This is a genomic window from Arthrobacter sp. Soc17.1.1.1, assembly GCF_036867195.1.
Taxonomy (GTDB): domain Bacteria; phylum Actinomycetota; class Actinomycetes; order Actinomycetales; family Micrococcaceae; genus Arthrobacter_D.
This window is the reverse complement of the sequence record NZ_JBAJII010000001.1, coordinates 2915174-2934162: the sequence shown is the minus strand read 5'-3', so window position 1 is coordinate 2934162 and position 18989 is coordinate 2915174. Positions and strand designations below refer to the sequence as shown.

At 70.5% G+C, this 18989-nt stretch carries 20 protein-coding genes and 1 tRNA gene; 14 read left to right on the top strand and 7 right to left on the bottom strand.

The window, feature by feature from the left end:
* Window positions 1-62 precede the first annotated feature (62 nt).
* A complete protein-coding gene (ygfZ, locus tag V6S67_RS13560; RefSeq protein ID WP_334210724.1) occupies window positions 63-1148 on the top strand; it encodes a CAF17-like 4Fe-4S cluster assembly/insertion protein YgfZ in 1086 nt (361 codons plus the stop codon).
* Entirely contained in the window at window positions 1145-1609 is a 465-nt protein-coding gene (locus tag V6S67_RS13555) for an ankyrin repeat domain-containing protein (protein ID WP_334210723.1), read from the top strand. Before ygfZ ends, V6S67_RS13555 begins: the two co-directional genes overlap by 4 nt.
* A gap of 42 nt (window positions 1610-1651) precedes the next feature.
* On the opposite strand, the gene V6S67_RS13550 is transcribed toward V6S67_RS13555, so the two are convergent.
* Together V6S67_RS13550 and V6S67_RS13545 are read right to left on the bottom strand one after the other, a co-directional pair.
* Window positions 1652-2377, bottom strand: coding sequence for a GNAT family N-acetyltransferase (locus V6S67_RS13550; protein WP_334210722.1), 726 nt, complete (start codon window positions 2375-2377; stop codon window positions 1652-1654).
* 3 nt (window positions 2378-2380) lie between these two features.
* Window positions 2381-3406, bottom strand: coding sequence for a 6-phosphofructokinase (locus V6S67_RS13545; protein WP_334210721.1), 1026 nt, complete (start codon window positions 3404-3406; stop codon window positions 2381-2383).
* Between the two features lie 241 nt (window positions 3407-3647).
* Between V6S67_RS13545 and V6S67_RS13540 the strand changes: the two genes are divergently transcribed.
* Together V6S67_RS13540 and V6S67_RS13535 are read left to right on the top strand one after the other, a co-directional pair.
* Window positions 3648-4514 (top strand): UbiA family prenyltransferase, encoded by an 867-nt coding sequence (locus V6S67_RS13540; protein ID WP_334210720.1) that lies wholly within the window; start codon window positions 3648-3650, stop codon window positions 4512-4514.
* Complete coding sequence (locus V6S67_RS13535) at window positions 4511-5989, top strand: phytoene desaturase family protein (RefSeq protein WP_334210719.1); 1479 nt, start codon at window positions 4511-4513, stop codon at window positions 5987-5989. The genes V6S67_RS13540 and V6S67_RS13535 overlap by 4 nt, the downstream gene beginning before the upstream one ends.
* Before the next feature lie 41 nt (window positions 5990-6030).
* Here V6S67_RS13535 and V6S67_RS13530 read toward each other — a convergent pair whose 3' ends face one another.
* From V6S67_RS13530 to V6S67_RS13515, 4 genes are all read right to left on the bottom strand, one after another.
* Window positions 6031-6846 carry a carotenoid biosynthesis protein gene (locus V6S67_RS13530; protein WP_334210718.1) on the bottom strand — a complete coding sequence of 272 codons (816 nt, stop codon included), beginning with the start codon at window positions 6844-6846 and terminating at the stop codon, window positions 6031-6033.
* An 82-nt stretch (window positions 6847-6928) separates the two neighbouring features.
* Window positions 6929-7168 (bottom strand): PspC domain-containing protein, encoded by a 240-nt coding sequence (locus tag V6S67_RS13525; RefSeq protein WP_334210717.1) that lies wholly within the window; start codon window positions 7166-7168, stop codon window positions 6929-6931.
* A gap of 58 nt (window positions 7169-7226) precedes the next feature.
* Complete coding sequence (locus tag V6S67_RS13520) at window positions 7227-7469, bottom strand: hypothetical protein (RefSeq protein ID WP_334210716.1); 243 nt, start codon at window positions 7467-7469, stop codon at window positions 7227-7229.
* Window positions 7466-9244 carry a PspC domain-containing protein gene (locus V6S67_RS13515; protein WP_334210715.1) on the bottom strand — a complete coding sequence of 593 codons (1779 nt, stop codon included), beginning with the start codon at window positions 9242-9244 and terminating at the stop codon, window positions 7466-7468. The genes V6S67_RS13520 and V6S67_RS13515 overlap by 4 nt, the downstream gene beginning before the upstream one ends.
* 124 nt (window positions 9245-9368) lie before the next feature.
* Between V6S67_RS13515 and V6S67_RS13510 the strand changes: the two genes are divergently transcribed.
* Together V6S67_RS13510 and V6S67_RS13505 are read left to right on the top strand one after the other, a co-directional pair.
* The gene (locus tag V6S67_RS13510; protein ID WP_334210714.1) at window positions 9369-11105 is read left to right on the top strand and encodes an ATP-binding protein; all 1737 of its coding nucleotides are present in this window, start codon (window positions 9369-9371) and stop codon (window positions 11103-11105) included.
* A 173-nt stretch (window positions 11106-11278) separates the two neighbouring features.
* On the top strand, window positions 11279-11959 hold the full coding sequence (locus V6S67_RS13505; protein ID WP_334210713.1) for a response regulator transcription factor: 681 nt from the start codon (window positions 11279-11281) through the stop codon (window positions 11957-11959).
* A 13-nt stretch (window positions 11960-11972) separates the two neighbouring features.
* On the opposite strand, the gene V6S67_RS13500 is transcribed toward V6S67_RS13505, so the two are convergent.
* Window positions 11973-13208, bottom strand: a complete 1236-nt coding sequence (locus tag V6S67_RS13500; protein WP_334210712.1) for a pyridoxal phosphate-dependent aminotransferase — start codon at window positions 13206-13208, stop codon at window positions 11973-11975.
* A gap of 281 nt (window positions 13209-13489) precedes the next feature.
* On the opposite strand from V6S67_RS13500, the gene V6S67_RS13495 reads away from it, so the two are divergent.
* The 8 genes from V6S67_RS13495 (at window position 13490) to rplL (ending at window position 18908) form a co-directional block, all read left to right on the top strand.
* Window positions 13490-13562: transfer RNA gene (locus tag V6S67_RS13495), tRNA-Trp, on the top strand.
* Between the two features lie 153 nt (window positions 13563-13715).
* Window positions 13716-13973: a preprotein translocase subunit SecE gene (gene secE, locus V6S67_RS13490; RefSeq protein ID WP_334210711.1), complete on the top strand. Its 258-nt coding sequence runs from the start codon at window positions 13716-13718 to the stop codon at window positions 13971-13973.
* A 92-nt stretch (window positions 13974-14065) separates the two neighbouring features.
* Window positions 14066-14965, top strand: a complete 900-nt coding sequence (nusG, locus tag V6S67_RS13485; protein WP_334210710.1) for a transcription termination/antitermination protein NusG — start codon at window positions 14066-14068, stop codon at window positions 14963-14965.
* 122 nt (window positions 14966-15087) lie between these two features.
* Window positions 15088-15519: a 50S ribosomal protein L11 gene (gene rplK, locus V6S67_RS13480; RefSeq protein ID WP_087030133.1), complete on the top strand. Its 432-nt coding sequence runs from the start codon at window positions 15088-15090 to the stop codon at window positions 15517-15519.
* A gap of 145 nt (window positions 15520-15664) precedes the next feature.
* Window positions 15665-16369: a 50S ribosomal protein L1 gene (gene rplA, locus V6S67_RS13475; protein ID WP_334210709.1), complete on the top strand. Its 705-nt coding sequence runs from the start codon at window positions 15665-15667 to the stop codon at window positions 16367-16369.
* Window positions 16370-16474: 105 nt separating this feature from the next.
* Window positions 16475-17572 (top strand): GNAT family N-acetyltransferase, encoded by a 1098-nt coding sequence (locus V6S67_RS13470; protein WP_334210708.1) that lies wholly within the window; start codon window positions 16475-16477, stop codon window positions 17570-17572.
* Window positions 17573-17858: 286 nt separating this feature from the next.
* A complete protein-coding gene (rplJ, locus tag V6S67_RS13465) occupies window positions 17859-18473 on the top strand; it encodes a 50S ribosomal protein L10 (protein ID WP_334210707.1) in 615 nt (204 codons plus the stop codon).
* Window positions 18474-18530: 57 nt separating this feature from the next.
* Window positions 18531-18908 (top strand): 50S ribosomal protein L7/L12, encoded by a 378-nt coding sequence (gene rplL, locus V6S67_RS13460; protein WP_334210706.1) that lies wholly within the window; start codon window positions 18531-18533, stop codon window positions 18906-18908.
* Window positions 18909-18989 lie beyond the last annotated feature (81 nt).

The window sequence follows — 18989 nt, the reverse complement described above, 5'->3', positions numbered from 1 at the left end:
TCCAGCACGACCTCCAGCACGACCACCGCGGAATAGTCCCGCCCGGAAGGCGTTATACCGTCATGACCCCGCGCAGCCCCCTCCTCAGCCGACCCGGTGCCGTCGAGGGCGGCGGCGCCGACACCGCAGTGGCATCCCACTACGGCGACCCCTTCCGCGAACAGCGCCTCCTGGCCGACGGACAGGCCGTCGTCGACCTCTCCCACCGGGGCGTGGTCACGGTCTCCGGGCCGGACCGTCTCAGCTGGCTCAACACGCTCTCCTCCCAGCTCCTCCTCGGACTGCAGCCGGGACAGAGCTCGGAGACGCTGCTCCTCACCGTGCAGGGCCGCATCGAGCATGCAGCGCACGTCGTGGACGACGGCACCACCACCTGGCTCGTCACCGAGGGCGGCGAGGCCGCCGCGCTCACCGCTTTCCTGGAGCGCATGAAGTTCATGCTCCGCGTCGACGTCACCGACGCCACCGGCGCCTGGGCCGTGGTCGGTGCCACCCGCCGCGTGCCTGAGCTCGGCGACGGCGTGGTGTGGGAGGACCCGTGGCCCACGGTCGGGGCGGGCGGTCACGCCTACTCGACCGTCGGCGACACGCATCCCGGACGCGAACGGCCGTGGTTCGAACACCTCGTGCCGCGTGACGGGCTCGAGGCCGCCGTCGCGTCGACCGGTCTGGCGCTCGCCGGTTCGCTCGCCGCCGAGGCCCTGCGGATCGCAGCGTGGCGGCCGCGGCCCGGGTTCGAGACCGACGAGAAGACCATCCCGCACGAGCTCGACCTCATGCGCACCGCCGTGCATCTCGCGAAGGGCTGCTACAAGGGCCAGGAGACGATCGCGCGGGTCCACAACCTCGGCCATCCGCCCCGCCGGCTCACCTTCCTGCACCTCGACGGGAGCCAGCACACCCTCCCGGCGGTGGGCAGCCCGGTGATCAGCGAGGACCGCACCGTCGGCCGGGTCACCTCGGTGGGCCATCACTACGAGATGGGTCCGATCGCCCTCGCCGTCCTCAAGCGCTCCGTCGACGCCTCGGCCGACCTGCTCGTCCAGGACGGCGAGGAACGCTACGCCGCCGGCCAGGAGGTCATCGTCGCACCCGACGCCGGACAGGTGGTCGGACGCGCGACGGGATTCCTGAAGGCCCCGCGATGAGCACGGGGAACGACGGCGGCACGCCACAGGAGGATGGCGTGGTGCCGGGAACCGGTGCGCAGGACGCCGCGCAGTCCGACGCCGGCGCTGCGGCCGCGATCGCCCTCGCCCACGCCCTGTTCGACGCCGCCCGCCAGGGCGACACCGCGACGCTGGTGCGATACCTCGACGCAGGAGTCCCCTTCACGCTGACGAACACCGCCGGGGACAGTCTGCTGATGCTCGCCGCCTACAACGGGCACCCGGCGATCGTCCGTGACCTCCTGGCCCGGGGCGCCGACGCCGATCAGGCCAACGACCGGGGGCAGACGCCGCTCGCGGGTGCCGTGTTCAAGGGCCACACCGAGGTGGTGAGGCTCCTCGTCGATGCGGGCGCCGATCCGGACGTCGGGACGCCGTCGGCCCGTGCCGCCGCGGAGATGTTCGGCCGGACGGACCTCACGGGGCTGTTCGGCGGGTAGGGCCGGATCCCTCCGGCCTACGGTGCGGACTCGTGCCCGGGCTCACCGCCGGCCGAGGGCCACCGAGGTCTGCGTCCCCGCGTACAGGAACCCTGCACGGCGAGCCGTCCGCTGGGACGCGGTGTTGTCGGTCCTGGCACGCCACTGGGGCACGAGGCCCGCGGCCATGGCCTCCTCGACGGCGACGGCGGCCACACGTCCGGCATAGCCCTTGCGCCGTTCCTCCGGGGGTGTGATGACGGCGATGTGGGCCAGGATGCCCTCCCAGATGTCGTACCCGGCGCCCGCCAGCGGCGTCGGCTGCACATCTGCTGCCTCAGCACTCCCGTCCACCAGCACGAACGGGTACTCCACCCCGCCGAGTTCCGCCTCGGCGACGTCATCCGGCGGGCACCTGCGCTCGAGTGCGCGGACGAGGGCGGCCTCGCTCGTGACCACGGCCGGCGGCCCGTCGAACTGCGGCAGCGCATCGCAGAAGTACAGCTGGGCCTCACCGAGCGCCCGCCCCCCGTGATCGCGGGTGAGCGCCAGCAGTGTCGAGGCGCTCCGCAGCTCCGGCCCGGGGAGGCCCCGCCCTGCCTCGACGGCCCAGGCCGGCCCCTTGAGGACTTCCCGCCCGAACAGGGTCACGAACGTCAGCAGGGAGGCGTCGTCGTCCGTGCTGTAGAGGCGTTCGGAGCCGCCGTCGCCGAGCGCACCGTCGTCGAGCCCGAGCAGGCGCGACCAGGCGAGCTGGATGATCGAGACCGTGCCCGGATCGAGGTCCATCGCTCAGCCGAAGAGGATGGCGGCTTCGTCGTAGCGGTGCTGGGGGACCCGCTTGAGGTTGCCGAGCGCCGCCTCGAACCCCACGTGCGCGATCTCCGTGCCGTTGAGGGACACCATGGTGCCCCACAGCTCGTCCGTCACGGAGTCGACGGCTGCCATGCCGAGGCGCGTGGCGAGCACGCGGTCGAAGGACGTCGGGACGCCGCCGCGCTGGATGTGGCCCAGGATCGTGGCGCGGGTCTCGATACCCGTGCGTGCCTCGAGTTCGGGCGCGAGCTGGTCGGCGATGCCGCCGAGGCGGGGCCTGCCGAAGGTGTCGAGCCCGCGTTCGGAGTGGGCCTGCTCCATGTGCGAGGGGACGAAACCCTCGGCGACGACGACGAGGGGGGCACGTCCTCGCGCGTTGGCCGTCGAGACCCACTCGGCGATCTGCTCGATGCTCGTCTGCTGCTCGGGGATCAGGATGGCGTGGGCGCCCGAGGCCATGCCGGCGTGCAGGGCGATCCAGCCCACGTGGCGGCCCATCACCTCGGCGATCATGCAGCGGCTGTGGGATTCGCCCGTGGTGCGGAGCCGGTCGATGGCCTCCGTGGCGATCTGGACGGCGGTGTCGAACCCGAACGTGTAGTCGGTGGCGTCGAGGTCGTTGTCGACCGTCTTGGGGACGCCGACGATCTTGAGGCCGAGGTCGGTGAGCCGCTTGGCGGCGGCCAGGGTGCCCTCGCCGCCGATCGCGATGACCGCGTCGATGCCGAGGCGGTCGAGGTTCTCGCGGATGGCATCAGCGCCGCCCTTGCCCTCGAAGGGGTTGGTGCGGGACGTCCCGAGGATGGTGCCGCCCTGCTTCGAGATGCCTCGGACCGCGTGCCGCGGGAGGTCGATGACGTCGCCCTCGACGACCCCGCGCCACCCGTCGCGGAAGCCGACGAACTCCTGCCCGTGCACCTTGATGCCCTTGAGCACGGCGCCGCGGATGACGGCGTTGAGCCCGGGGCAGTCGCCGCCGCTGGTGAGGATTCCGATCTTCATATGGCGTGGGGTTCCTTTGACGAGGAGGTGGGACGAGGAGATGGATGGTCCATCAGGAGCACGCCGTCGGGCCCGACTATGATTCTAGACACACACCGCTCCGCCGTCCGACGGCGGACCCTCGGGCCCGAGGGCGGGGGCGGAGGGCGTACCGCCGACCACGTAGGCTGGGGACCGTCCGGCGCACGAGGGCTCGAGCCCGTCCGATGCGCACCCAGCCGGTCCGAGGAGGACGCCCGCAGTGCCCCAGGCAGGTTTTGCGCCAGCGGCGCTGCGCATGGTCCACATCTCCCGCCCCGTCCTCTGGATCAACACCCTGGGCACCGGCGTCGTCGGGATGTGGCTCACCGGCACGTTCTGGCAGGCGGAGGCACTCGCGCTCCTGGTCTGGCTCACGCTGCCGTTCAACCTGCTCATCTACGGCGTCAACGACATCTTCGACCAGGACACCGACGCCCTCAACCCGCGCAAGGGATCGCTCGAAGGCGCCCGCATCAGGGCCTCGGAGGTCCGTGCCATCTGGCTCGCCGTCCTCGTCACGAACGTGCCGTTCCTCGCCTGGTTCGCACTGACCCTCCCGCCGGCGGCCCTCGCCTGGATCGCGCTCTACGCGCTCGTCTTCGTCTTCTACTCCGCCCCGCCCCTGCGCTTCAAGGCGCGGCCGTACCTCGATTCGATCAGCAACGCCGCCTACGCGTTCCCGCTCGTCTTCGTCCCCTACGCACTCGGTGACAGCCCGGTGTGGGCTGCCGCGCTCGGCCTGATGGCCTGGAGCGCCGCGAAGCACACGTACGACGCCGTGCAGGACATCGACGAGGACAGGGGAGTGGGCATCACCACGACGGCCGTGCGGCTCGGCGTGCGCGGCGTCGTCGCCTGGAGCGGCGCGTGGTGGGCCGTCTCGACCGTGTGCTTCGCGCTGGTGAACATCCCGGTCGCCGTCGTGAACGCCCTGATCGCCGGCTGGCTCCTGTGGGGCCTGTACCGCGACCCGCGCCCCGAGACGGGGCACCGGCTGTACCGCTACTCCATCGCGTTCCCGTACGTCGCCGGCACCGTCGCGGGCGTTCAGCTCGTGGTCGCGCTGACGCTGGGGCTGTACCGATGAGCCGGGTCGTCGTCGTCGGTGGCGGGATCGGCGGGCTCACCGCTGCGGCGCTGCTCGGCCGCGCGGGCCACAGCGTGACGCTGCTCGAAGCCGCGGACCACGTCGGCGGCAAGAGCCGCCGCATCGAGGTGGCGGGGCAGCGCATGGACACCGGCCCGTCCCTCCTCACCTTCCCGGGCGTGTGGCAGGAGCTCCTGGCGCTGCTGGACGCCGTCACCACCGGGGCATCCGCGTCCACCGCCGCGACGGGCGCCGCTTCGCCGACCGCACCCTCGTCCGGGCCCACCGACGCCGCGGGCATCGCGGACCTCCGCCTCGAACGGCTCGAGGAGGTCGGCACCTACTACCACCGGGGCGAGGCGTGCCCGCTGCCCGTACCCGAGGGCCACCCCTGGCACGGACCGTGGGCACGCTTCGCCGCCGAGCACGGCGTCCTCGGCGGGGACGTGTCGCGCCTGCTGACCACGGCACCGCTCGACCCGTCGGCCTACCCCGCACTGAGCCGGCTGGGCAGGCTGTACGGCCGGAGACTCACCACCCGCAGCTACCTCGACAGCCTGCCGTGGCTGCCCGACGGCCTGCGCGAGGTCATCGCGATCCACACCCTCAACGCCGGGGTGAGCCCCACCCGCACGCCCGCCCTGTACGCGAGCATGCCCGCCATCATGGCGCAGGACGGCGTCTGGATCCCGGAGGGCGGCATCTACGAACTGGTGCTGGCCCTCGAACGGCTCGCGGTCGACGCCGGCGTCGAGATCCGCACGGGCGAGCCCGCCCAGCGCATCGGACGGCGGCGGGTGGTCACCGCCTCGGGCACCTACCCGGCCGACGCCGTCGTCGGTGCGCTCGACGCCCACCGCCTCGGCGGGCTGCTCACGGGCCGCCCGCCCCGTACCCCGCGGAAGCTCACCTGCTCCGCCGTCGGCATCTACGCCGTCCTCACCCGGCCGCTGCCCGAGGGGACGAGCCGCCACGGCGTGATCATGCCGGACGATCCCGCGGCGCTGTACGCGAGCCTCGAGGCCGGCGACGAGCCGCAGCAGACCATGGCGTTCGCCAACTACTACCCGGCGCACGGGGTGTACCCGAACGCGTCGGCCACGCTCGCGCTGCTCCTCACCGCACCGGCCAACGGGAAGACGTACTCGCTGGACGACCCCTTCGTGCGGCGCGAACTGGACAGGACCACGCGCGTGCTGGGACTGCCCGAGCCGATCGAGGACTATTTCGGGAGCCACGAGATCCTCGATCCCGGCTACTTCGGCGAGCAGGGCTCGGCCGGCGGGGCCCTGTACGGAGCAGTGCATCCCGCGTGGATGAGCGGACCGTTCCACGTACCGCCCTACTCGGATCCCGTGCGGCCGTGGCTGTGGCGCGTGGGAGCGTCGGTGCACCCCGGCGGAGGACTGCCGGCCGTGCTCGGCGGGGCGATGATGTCCACGCAGAAGCTCCTGGCCCGGCTCGGTCCGGCGTAGCCGCCGCGCTCACCGGAGGACTGCAGGGGCGGGGACCGGCCTCAGCTGCGCGGAGCGGCTTCCACGGGCTCCGTCGTCGTCCGTCCGGTGGACGCGGTCCCTGCCAGCTGCAGGCGACGCCGGACGAGCAGGACGATCAGGGCAGTCGCCAGGACGGCGGGGAACACGAGCCCCGAGAAGACGCACACGCCCAGCCACAGGAACATGGAGACGAGCAGGCTGTCGACCAGTCCCGGCCGCAGGGGTTCCTCGGTGAGCCGGCGGCCGCCGATCCGTACCATGATCGCCGAAGCGATCAGCCCTGAGATGAGCCACCCGGCGTAGTTGGAGAGCGGGATGCCGTAGTAGGGGCCGCCGCCCGGCCAGATCCAGAAGCCGAGCGCCGCTGCGCCCGGGTCCAGGACGCCGTCGATGACGACCAGCAGCAGCCCGCCGAGGACGATCCTGCGCAGGGCTGTCCCCGTCCCGGACACCACGGCCACAGCGCCGATGACCAGTGGGACGTAGGACAGCGGCAGCAGGTACGGCACGAGGCCGAGGATCGTGGGGCCGAGCGGGTCGCCGTAGTAGAACTCGCCGTAGGGGTAGCCCGTCGCCACCCCGAAGCCCTCGATGAGGTAGCCGAAGACCGATACGGCGACGAGCGCCGCCGCCCCGCGTGCCGCCCCGAACTGACGGATGAGCGCCACGAACGCCGGCAGTGCGATCAGCAGGTTGAAGCCGTAGGACGCGTACTCGGCACCCTCGACGTCGGGGAACCGGACCACGAAGTAGCCGGAGACGAAGAGGAAGGCACAGGACGCGATGAGCAGGCGGGGGAACCGGCGGGGGGCCCGGCGGGCGGTGGGTTTCGGCACGCTCTCCATCCTCGCAGGTCACACGGCGGAGGGGGCATCCGCGGTGTGCGGATGCCCCCTCGACCGCGCGGATCGTGGAGCCCTAGCGGCCGATGACCTTCTGCAGGACGATCGTGCCGTCCGTCGCCGGGAGCAGCAGCCACAGCACCAGGTAGAGCGGGAGGCCGATGAAGGGGAGGAGGAAGCTCAGCAGCATCGCGATGCGTACGTAGCTCACGCGCCAGCCGTACTGCCGGGCGATGCCGGAGGCGATACCGCCGAAGATGCCGCCGGGGGCCCGCTTGAGGGGGGAGGAGCGGAGGATGCGGTAGAAGGATTCCATGGTGTGCCTTTCGTGGGAGGAACTGGTACGCCGCTCGGTCGGAGCCGGTGTGCCGCGGTCAGTAGGTCGGCAGGTCGTCGCGGTCGTCGGGCGTGGGTCGTGTCCGTAGTGACAGGATGCCACCTGCCACCAGGGCGAGCCCGACGCCGACCAGCAGGCCGAGGGCGACGATCACCGGGTCGATGGCCAGGGCGACGAACTGGCTGACGAGCAGCAGGACGGCCACGGCGAGGAGCACGGCCCCCCAGACGATGGTGACGACGCGTGCCCGCCGCTTGGGCCGGGTCAGTGAGGTGCTCATGGGGTGTCTCCTGCAGGGGTCCTGGTGCTGGTGCTGGGAACGGGGCTGGGGGTGGGGGTGGGCTCGGCGTCGGCGCCCGGGGTGGTCCTGATGGTCACGTCGCTCAGGGCTCCGCGCACCTCCAGGATGAGGGCGGCGCCGGTCGCGTCGGGGTTCAGTTCACTGCTGCTCAGCTGCAGTACGCCGCCGTCGCTCTCGAACCGCGGCGACGCGGAGTCGGTGATCGAGGGTGCCCCCTGGGCGTCGGCGCTGCCGAGTGCCATGCGGGTGCGCACCTCGACAGGGACGTCCTCGGGGACGATCACGGTGACGTCGCTCGCCAGCGAGTTGACCGGCACCACGACGTCGCGTGCCGGCCTGGGCAGGTCGGCGAGGTCGATCGTCGTCTGGGCCACCAGGACGCTGTACCCGTCGGAGGCCGCCTGCAGCGATGTCGGGGTGGTCCTGGACTCCTGGGCGACGATCCACGCCCCTCCGGTCACGGTGAACGAGGCGAGGAGCGCACCGATGGTCGCAAGGGCCGCCGTCACCCCGACCAGCCCCGAGGTGCGTCCCCGGATGCCGAGCGCCACGACGCCGAGGGCGAGGACGATCGCGGCCGTCGCGAGCGCCACGACGGCCGGATCGGCGACGTCGAGCACGTTCGTGTAGTCGAGCGCGAGGACGATCGCGGCGACCGTCAGGGCACCGCCGATGAGGAGCGCGGTGGCGGGTCCGGAGGGGCGGGACCGAGAGGTGTCGATGCTGCGCGCCTTGATGGGAGGGGCCGTGGTGTCGAGGACCCCTGGGCCGGGGTAGGCCGAGGCGCCGGACCAGCCCTGGTACGGCTGGTAGGGCTGATACGGCTCGTACGGTTGGGTGTAGTCCCGGGTTCCTGTGTCGGGCCGGTACGGCAGGGGGACGGTCCGATAGGTGTCCTCGTCCTGAGTGACCTCCTGCGTCACGTCCTGAGTGACCTCCTGCGTCAGGTCCTGCCCGTCGTTCCCCGGGGACGAGCCGGACGCTTCGGTCCGATCCTCGGCTGTCCCGGCCGGATCCCCGAAGCCGGTGGGACCAGTGGATCCGGTGGGACCAGTGGATCCGGTGGAACCGGGGAATCCCGCGGGACCCGCCGGACCTCCGAAGCCGCTCGGGCCCGATCCACCACTCGATCCCGATCCACCGGTGGGCCCGGTAAAGCCTGGTCCGGTGGAGCCTGGTCCGGTGGAACCCGGTCCGGTCGGTGGGACAGGGCCGCGGCCTGGACCGCCGCCGAAGCCGTGGGGGCCTCCGTCCGGGGTCCCGGCAGGAGCCTTGCCGCCACTCGAGCGATTCACGATCCAGTACACGAAGAGGATGACGGCGCCGATCCAGAACAGGGTCCAGAGGAGCCCGCCGCCGTCCCCGCGGAAGGGCACGTTCGGACCCCACAGCCCGATCGTGACCAGGACTGCCGCGCCGGTGAGCCCGGACGTCCACGATCCGCGGTGGGCCTGCTCGAGGTGGATACGCCCGTCGGGCTCCGGGAGCAGCGCCCAGGCGAGTCCGTAGAGCAGTACGCCGATTCCGCCGAAGACCGCCAGGACGACGATCAGTCCGCGGACGAGGGCCAGGTCCAGACCCGTGCGGCGGGCGACACCACCGGAGACCCCGCCCAACCAGCGGTCGGGTGTCCGGGTGATGTCGAGGCTGCGGATCCAGCGGTAGAACGACGACGACGTGGGTTGCCCCGTCGGATCGGATGCGGCCGGTTCTTGCTGCCAGGACGGCCCGCCTGGGTTCGGTGCTGAGGTCATGCCTCCATGCTTCCTCCCGCGCCGGGTGCGCGGTATCGGGGCCGACCCTGATTGAACCCTGAGAACGCCCTGATTCCTGTCAGGGAGCGGTCCCCTCGGGGCTTCTGTATGTTGTGATGTTGCTATGAGACCTCCGCTGCTGCGTAGATCCGACGGCGTGATCGCCGGAGTCTGCGCCGGACTCGCGGTGCACCTGGGCATCTCGCCGACCTGGGCCCGCGTGGGTATGGCAGTCCTGACCCTCGCCTCCGGTGCCGGGATCCTGCTGTATGCCTGGCTCTGGATCTTCGTACCCACCGCCGCGGACAAGGCGGCCGAGGCGGGCCGGAAGAGCGGCCCCGCCGCCTTCATGGACCGTGTGGGTGGCGGCCCGGGTATCGGCGGCCCCGCCGGACCCGGCGCCGGGTCCGGCCGTGGGCCCCTCCCTCCGCACGGCGTTCGCGGTACCACTACCGGCACTACCGGCAGCGCAGTCGGCACGGGCAGCGCAGTCGGCCCAGTCGGCACGGGCAGCACGGGCAGCACAGGCAGCGCAGTCGGCACGGGCAGCACAGTCGGCCCCGGCAGCACGGGCAGCACAGGCAGCCCAGTCGGCCCCGGCAGCCCAGGCGACGCAGCCGGCACGGGCGGCCCAGGTGGTTCGGGTACTCCGGTCAGCCCGGTCAGCCCGGTCAGCATTGCCGGCTCGGCCGTTTCAGATAGCCCAGCAGGTCTGGACACCTCGGGTAGCCCAGGCGCCGGTTCTGTCGGCCGCGGCTCCGGTGCCCTCGGCGGTTTCGGTGGTGCGGGCGGTGCGGGTGATTCCCAGGGAGCGTCGCCCCGGAACCTGCTCGCTCCCGCCGGCCCCGGGACCGCGGCCCTCTTCGACGCCGACTCCTGGCGCGACCGCTCGATGAGCGCCGGCCGCCGCGAGATCCTGTTCGGCACCGCCCTGCTGCTGGCCGCGGCCGTCCTCGTGGTGCAGCTGCTCGGCGTCCAGGTCAACTGGGGGTTCCTCCTGCCCATCGCCGTCGTGGCGACGGGCGCCGCCCTGGCCTGGGCCCAGCTGGACGAGGTGCGCCGTGCCAGGGTCATGGACCGTGCAGGAGCCGGGCGGGTCGGAGGGACGCTGCGGCTGATCGCGGGCATCGTGCTCGTGGTGGTCGGTGTGCTCGTCGCCCTGTCCAGCAGCGGCTCACGGACCCTGACGGTCGCCACGCTCGTCGCCGTCCTCGCCGTCCTCGCGGGCGTCGGGCTGGTCCTCGCCCCCTGGGGCCTGAAGTTCTGGCGCGATCTCGAGCGGGAACGCGCGGGCCGCGTGCGGGAGACGGAACGAGCGGAGATCGCGGCCCACCTGCACGACTCCGTCCTGCAGACCCTCGCGCTCATCCAGAACCGCGCCGATTCCGAGACGGACGTGCTGCGCCTGGCCCGGGCACAGGAGCGTGAACTGCGCCAGTGGCTGTTCGCGGATCCCGCGCGGGATCCGGGCAGCCTCGCCGAGCGGCTGCGCGTCATGGCCGGTGAGATCGAGGACCTGTACGGTCACCCGGTCGCCGTCGTGGCCGTCGGCGACGCCGTCCTCGGGCCCGCGGAGGACGCCCTGGCGCAGGCGGCACGGGAGGCCATGCTGAACGCGGCGAAACACGCGGGCGTCGCGGTGTCCGTCTACCTCGAGGCGGGCACCGACGCCGTCGAGGTCTTCGTCCGGGATCGCGGCCCCGGATTCGACCCGGCGTCCGTGCCCGGGGACCGCCTCGGGATCCGCGAATCGATCCACAGCCGGATGGCGCGTCATGGCGGGTCCTCGGACCTGCGCAGCGACGAGGACGGCACCGAGGTGCGGCTCCGGCTGCCCATCGCCGTCCGCCGCAGTGCCTGATCCGTCCGCCCCACCCGCCGGAGGTCGTCGTCTAGGCTGGCGGCAGCACGGACGCGGCGGCGCCGCGGTCCGCAGGCACGCCGGATTGGGCACGTCGGACCGGGCACGACAGACCACGCACGACGGACCACGCACGACGGATGGCCGGCAGGACGGCCAGGGGGAGGACATCGATGGACAGCGACGACCCGCTGACGGAGGCGGCGATGCCCGGGACGGTGACGGTGGTGATCGTCGACGACCACGGCATCTTCCGCTCCGGTCTGAGGGCAGCGCTCGGTCCGGTGATCCGCGTCCTCGGCGAGGCCGCCACGGTGGAGGAGGCCGAAGCCGTCATCACGGCCACGGCACCCGACGTCGTCCTCCTCGACGTGCACCTGCCCGGTGGCCGGGGAGGCGGAGGGGCCGAGGTCATCCACCGCTGCGCCCGGCGCGGCACCACGTCCAGGTTCCTCGCCCTCAGCGTCTCGGACTCCGCCGAGGACGTCGTGGCCGTCATCAGGGCCGGCGCTCGCGGCTACGTCACCAAGACCATCTCGGGTCCGGAGATCACCGACGCGGTGCAGCGCATCGCCTCGGGCGACGCCGTGTTCTCACCGCGTCTCGCCGGGTTCGTGCTCGACGCGTTCGGGACGGCGTCGGTCGCCGTCGACGACGAGCTCGACCGCCTCTCGGCCCGCGAGCTCGAGGTCATGCGGCTCATCGCCCGCGGGTACAGCTACAAGGAAGTGGCGAAGGAGCTTTTCATCTCCGTGAAGACCGTGGAGACCCACGTGTCCGCGGTGCTGCGGAAGCTCCAGCTGTCCTCCCGCCACGAACTCACGCGCTGGGCCACGGAGCGCAAGCTGCTCTGAGCCCGCGCCGGGACTAGCGCGCCGAGGCCAGGAACTCCTGGAGACGGGCCACGCCGGTCGCGAGGTCCTCGTCCCCGAGCGCGTAGGAGAGCCGCAGGTACCCGCTCGGTCCGAACGCCTCACCGGGCACGACGGCGACCTCGACCTTCTCGAGGATCAGCGTCGCGAGCTCGGCGGAGGTCGCCGGGGTGACGCCGTCGAAGCTGCGGCCGAGCAGCGCGCGCACGTCCGCGTAGGCGTAGAAGGCGCCGTGCGGCGTCGGGCACTCGACGCCCTCGATCTCGTTCAGCGCGGACACCATCGCCCGGCGGCGGCGGTCGAAGGCCACCTTCATCTCGTCGACCGCCGTCAGCGGCCCGGAGACCGCTGCGAGCGCCGCCATCTGGGGCACGTTCGACACGTTCGACGTAGCGTGCGACTGCAGGTTCGTGGCCGCCTTGACGAGGTCCTTCGGACCCACCATCCAGCCCACACGCCAGCCGGTCATCGCGTAGGTCTTCGCGACGCCGTTGAGGACCACCACCTTGTCGCCGAGCGACGGGGCAGCCGTCGCGATCGACGTGAACGGCACGCCGTCGTACGTCAGGTGCTCGTAGATCTCGTCCGTCACGACCCAGAGCCCGCGCGCCGCGGCCCACTCGCCGATCTCCCGGACTGCGTCGGCGCCGTACACGGCCCCGGTGGGGTTCGACGGCGAGACGAACAGGAGCACCTTCGTGCGCGGCGTCAGGGCGGCCTCGAGCTGGTCCACGGTCACGAGGTAGCCCTGCTCCGGGCCGGCGAACACCTCGACGGGTACCCCGCCGGCGAGCCGGATGGCCTCCGGGTAGGTGGTCCAGAACGGTGTGGGTACGAGGACCTCGTCGCCCGGATCCAGCAGACCCGCGAAGGACTCGTAGACCGCCTGCTTGCCGCCGTTCGTCACGAGGACCTGGGCGGGATCCACCGCGTAGCCGGAATCGCGCAGGGTCTTCTCGGCGATCGCCTGCTTGAGCTCCGGGAGGCCGCCGGCCGGGGAGTAGCGGTGGAACCTCGGCTGCCGTGCGGCCGCGATCGCCGCCTCCACGATGTAGTCCGGGGTGGGGAAGTCCGGCTCACCTGCTCCGAACCCGATGACCGGCCGCCCCGCGGCCTTCAGTGCCTTGGCCTTCGCGTCGACCGCCAGCGTCGCCGACTCCGCGATCGAGTCGATCCGCCGGGAGATCCGGGGGAGTGCTGCGCGGAGTGAGTCATCGGTCGTCGCGTTCATCGGGTCCCGTTCCGTGAGGGTCTCTTGTCAGGCTCCAGCTTAGGCGCTGGGGCCCGGGCGGCCCCGATCGGCCGCCCGGCGGTGACGCGGAGGTGGCGCGGAGGTGACGCGGCGCAGCGCCGGGGAACTGCGGCGACGAGGCTTCCGGACAGCAGCCCGGTGGCCCGGTTCGACGTTCTGCCGGTGAATGCGTAGACTTGATCCTCGGTGTTGAAACACCACGCTGGTTCGTGCCCTCGCGGGGAGCTACCGGAGTGGAAGCAGTACGTGTTCAAAACCAAAGGGTAGTGGCGCAATTGGTAGCGCAGCGGTCTCCAAAACCGCAGGTTGCAGGTTCGAGTCCTGTCTGCCCTGCGCGTGGCCTTCGCGGAAAGCTGGCGAAGGCACGGCAGAAACAGATCACGAAGCCCCGGCGCAGGCACAGGCCCCGCGCGGCGGTAAACATGATCAGCTGGGGGCGCCACTGGTGGTCCGGCTGGAACACCACACAGATTGATGAGGTTGACGGTGACCGATACGGCTGCGAGCAGCTCCAAGGGAAGCCCTGCCGAGAAGAAGGCTCCCCGACGCGGGTTCTTCGGACGCATCATGCTGTTCATCCGCCAGGTGCTCGCGGAGCTCGGGAAGGTCGTCACGCCCACCCGTCGTGAACTGGTCCGGTTCACCATCACCGTCCTCGTCTTCGTGGTCATCATGATGCTCATCGTGACCGCCCTGGACCTCCTGTTCGGGGCCGGCGCGGTATGGGTCTTCGGCGACAGCTGATCCCGGCCGCAGGAATGCACGCTCCGGCAGGGCTGTTGACGTGTCGGGTCGATTACAGGCAAGCAAGACAACTCTCGAAAGCAGGCGGCTAGGTGTCCGAGCAAGAACTCGAACGGCAGATCACTCCCGAAAATGGTCTGGAGAACGAGGAGTACGGAGTGGGGGCGGACGCCTCCGACCTCGACGTGCCTGCTGAGGACTCCGACGCCCCCTCCGCCACGGATGTCTCCGCCGAGGACGGACTCCTCGCGGACGACGTCGAGGCCGACGGGTCCGATGCCGCCGACGCCGACATCGAGGCCACTGCCACGGACGCCGTCGACGAGGCCGCAGGCTCCATCGACGAGGCCGCAGCCCCGGAGGGCGACGACGCCCCCGCCGAGGAGGCCCCCGACCCGGTGGCCGACTTCAAGGCCAAGTTGCGTCGCCAGGAGGGTGACTGGTACGTCATCCACTCCTACGCAGGGTACGAGAACCGTGTGAAGGCGAACCTCGAGACCCGCATCCAGACCCTGGACATGGAGGACTACATCTTCGAGATCCAGGTCCCCATGGAAGAGGTCGTGGAGATCAAGAACACCACGCGGAAGATCGTCAACCGCGTGCGCATCCCCGGTTACGTCCTCGTGCGGATGGACCTCACCGACGAGTCGTGGGGCGCGGTGCGCCACACCCCGGGCGTCACCGGCTTCGTGGGCAACGCCCACAACCCCGTGCCGCTGAGCCTGAACGAGGTGTTCTCGATGCTCGAGCACACGATCGTCCACACCGACGCAGAGTCGGGCAAGCCGGTCCAGCCGCAGTTCACCCCGGCCACCGTCAACTTCGAGGTCGGCGAGTCCGTCACCGTCAACGAGGGTCCCTTCGAGACCCTCCCGGCGACCATCTCCGAGATCAAGCACGAGTCGCAGCAGCTCGTCGTGCTCGTGTCGATCTTCGAGCGAGAGACCCCGGTCACGCTCTCCTACAACCAGGTCACCAAGATCCAGTAAAGCTTCGGCGCCTCCCGGCTTGCTTGGCCGGGGAGTGCCGTCAGGCCGTCACGCCAGAACGGCCACCACCCCGCAGGACGCTCCTGTCCGGCGGGAACGCAATGCAAGAGAAGGACCCTTTCATGGCCCCCAAGAAAAAGGTCACCGGCCTCATCAAGCTGCAGATCAACGCAGGCGCCGCCAACCCGGCTCCTCCGATCGGTCCTGCGCTTGGCCAGCACGGTGTCAACATCATGGAATTCTGCAAGGCGTACAACGCCGCGACGGAATCCCAGCGCGGAAACGTCATCCCTGTGGAGATCACGGTGTACGAGGACCGCTCGTTCACCTTCATCACCAAGACCCCTCCGGCAGCCGAGCTGATCAAGAAGGCAGCCGGCGTCGCCAAGGGTTCGGGCACGCCCCACACGGTGAAGGTCGCGAAGCTGACCAACGCCCAGGTCGAGGAGATCGCCACCATGAAGATGGAAGACCTCAACGCCAACGACGTGCAGGCTGCAGCGAAGATCATCGCCGGCACCGCCCGCTCCATGGGCATCACGGTCGAGGGCTGACAGCCTCTCACCACCCGCCCGTGTCCGGCACCGCCGGACGAGGGCACACCACCATTTCACAGCACGACGCCGCCCCGCGGGGCTGTCGTGAGTGGCAGGGCCCAGCGCGGTCCGATGACCACGACTGCATAAGGAGAACAAGCAGATGGCACAGCGCAGCAAAGCATACAAGGGAGCTGCCGCGAAGATCGAGGCGGACAAGCAGTACGCCCCCCTCGAAGCGGTAGTCCTCGCGAAGGAGACCAACCCGTCGACGTTCGACGCCACGGTCGAGGTGTCCTTCCGTCTCGGGGTGGACCCCCGCAAGGCGGACCAGATGGTCCGCGGCACCGTGAACCTCCCCCATGGCACCGGCAAGACCGCCCGTGTCCTGGTCTTCGCGACCGGTGACCGGGCCGAGGCCGCCATCGCGGCCGGCGCCGACTTCGTCGGTTCGGACGACATGATCGAGAAGGTCTCCGGCGGCTGGACCGATTTCGACGCAGCGGTCGCCACCCCCGACCTCATGGGCAAGGTGGGGCGGCTCGGCAAGATCCTCGGCCCCCGCAACCTGATGCCGAACCCGAAGACCGGAACGGTCACGGCGGACGTCGCCAAGGCTGTCACGGACATCAAGGGCGGCAAGATCGACTTCCGTGTCGACAAGCACTCGAACCTCCACTTCATCATCGGGAAGGTCTCCTTCGACGAGCAGAAGCTGGGCGAGAACTACGCTGCGGCGCTCGAGGAGATCCTCCGACTGAAGCCCTCGGCGTCCAAGGGCCGCTACATCCAGAAGGCCACGGTCTCCACGACCTTCGGTCCCGGCATCCCCGTCGACCCGAACGTCACCAAGGTCTTCGCCGTCTAGGCAGACCTCCCGACGAAGCCCCGCGGCCTGTGCCGCGGGGCTTTTTCGTGCCCAGCACAGGCGCACTGATTGAGATAACCCAATCAGTGTGCCTATGCTGGGCCGATGACCCTCACGATCGACGGACTCCCGATCCCGGCGACCCTCGACGCACCCGGCGGCGGGGATTTCGCGCTGAGTGCCGCCGTCAGCAACGAGGTGGAACGGGCCCTCTGGGGCCACGACGACTTCCGGATCGACGTCCGGGACCGCCTCGCCATGATGCAGCCGACGCCGGACCGCGAACGCGTCCTCGGGATCGTCCGGGAGGACGGGCGGATCGTGGCGAACGCCCGCCTCAGCGTCCCGCTGCGCGACAACCTGCGGACGGCCTATCTCCAGATCGAGGTGCTGCCCTCGCACCGGCGGCGGGGCGTCGCGAGCGCGCTGCTCACCTTCATGGAGCAGCAGGCCGCGTCCCGCGGCAGGAGCGTCATCATGTCCTGGAGCGATGCGCGCGCCGACGGCCACGATGCGCAGGAGGGGCAGGCGCTCGTCCCGCCCACGGGGGCCGGCGGCTTTCCCGCCGACGACGCCTCGGCGGTCCTCGCCCTGCACAGGGGCTTCGAGCTGGTCCAGGTCGACCGGCAGAGCGTCCTCGACCTGGAGCAGCTGCGACAGGACCCGACCGGCCTGGCGGCGCAGGAGTCCGGGGCTGCTGCGGCAGGGTCGGACGGGTACACGCTTCTCGGCTGGACGGACCGGTGTCCGGAGGACCTTCTCGGTGACTACGCACTCCTGCGGCAGCGGATGAGCACCGACCCTCCCCTCGGCGGGTTCGTGCAGGAGGAGGAGTTGTGGGACGCCGGGCGCATCCGCCGGGAGGAGGAGACCTCCCTCGCCGGCGGTGCGTCGAGCCTCGTCTGCGCGGTGCGCCACGCCGCCACGGGCCGGCTGGTGGGGCACACCATCCTCGAGCGCTTCGGTGCGAGGCCGGCCGTGGTGTACCAGGAGGACACGCTCGTACTCGAGGAGCACCGGGGGCACCGGCTCGGCATGTGGCTGAAGGCGGTCAATCTCCGGCGCACCCTCGACGAGTGGCCGGACGCCCGGCGCGTCTACACGTGGAACGCCGAGGAGAACACCTTCATGCTCGCCGTCAACGTGTCACTCGGCTTCGCTCCGTCCGGCCGCACCGCCGGCTGGCAGAAGATCCTGTCCTAGCGGGGGAGCGGGCGAGCCCTCCCGATTTGGCCGGTCCGTCCGCGTCGCGTACGCTTGAAGGACCAAAGACCGTCGGTCGATCCTCCTCCGCTTCCATCCGGTGCATCCGTGCGCCGACCGGAAGAAGGATCAGGATCCGAAAGTTCCCGTCAGGGACGGCCTACGCAGGTGATACGAAGCTCCTCTCCACCGGCCCCGCGCCCGTGTCGAGCAAAGCCCCGTGCATCTGCGCGGGGCGTTTTTTATGGGAGCTGGAAAGCCGGCGCATATCCCCGGAAGGAGGGTTATGGCAACGCCAACAAAGGTTTCTGCAGTGGATGAGATCGCCACCGATTTCAAGGATTCCACCGCCGCTGTCCTGACCGAATACCGCGGGCTCACCGTCGCTCAGCTCAAGGACCTGCGTCGTGCCCTCGGCAACGACAACAAGTTCTCCGTCGTCAAGAACACCCTGACCGGCATCGCGGCGAAGGAGGCGGGCATCGACGCGTTCGACGGCCAGCTGTCCGGACCCACCGCGATCGCCTTCATCAAGGGTGACGCCGTCGCTGCAGCCAAGAGCCTCACGGATTTCGCGAAAGCCAACCCGAAGCTCGTCATCAAGACCGGAATCTTCGAGGGCAAGGCCCTCAACGCCTCCGAGGTCGTCGCCCTGGCTGCCCTCGAGTCGCGTGAGCTCCAGCTGGCCCGCGTGGCAGGTGTCCTCAAGGCACCCATGTCCGCCCTGGCCCGCACGGTCGACGCACTGCGCGTCAAGCTCGAGGAGGAAAGCGGAACTGCACCTGCAGCCGACGCCGACGCTCCTGCAGCCGAGGAGGCCGCTGCTCCTGCAGAGGCCGTCACGGAGGCCCCCGCCGCGGACGCTCCCACCGAGGAAGCCGCAGCAACCGAAGCGAACTAGTTTCGCTTCGCCCCACACACTGAAGGTGCTTGCACCACTAAAGGAAGGACGCCTCCCATGGCGAAGCTCACCAACGAAGAGCTCATCGAAGCTTTCAAGGAACTGTCCATCATTGAACTCTCGGACTTCGTAAAGCTGTTCGAGGAGACCTTCGATGTCACCGCTGCTGCCGTTGCAGTTGCAGGCCCCGCCGGTGGCGGCGCCGAGTCCGTCGAAGAGGAGCAGACCGCGTTCGACGTCGTCCTCGAGGCTGCCGGCGACAAGAAGATCGCAGTGATCAAGGAAGTTCGCGCGCTCACCTCGCTCGGCCTCAAGGAAGCCAAGGACGTTGTCGACAGCGCCCCCAAGGCCGTCCTCGAGGGCGTCACCAAGGAAGCCGCAGACAAGGCCAAGGAGGCCCTCGAGGCCGCCGGCGCCACCGTCACCCTCAAGTAACACCCCTGCACCCGCGGCCGGCACGCCCGGACCGCCGCAGGACGAAAGAGCCCCGCTTCTCGCGAAGCGGGGCTCTTTCTG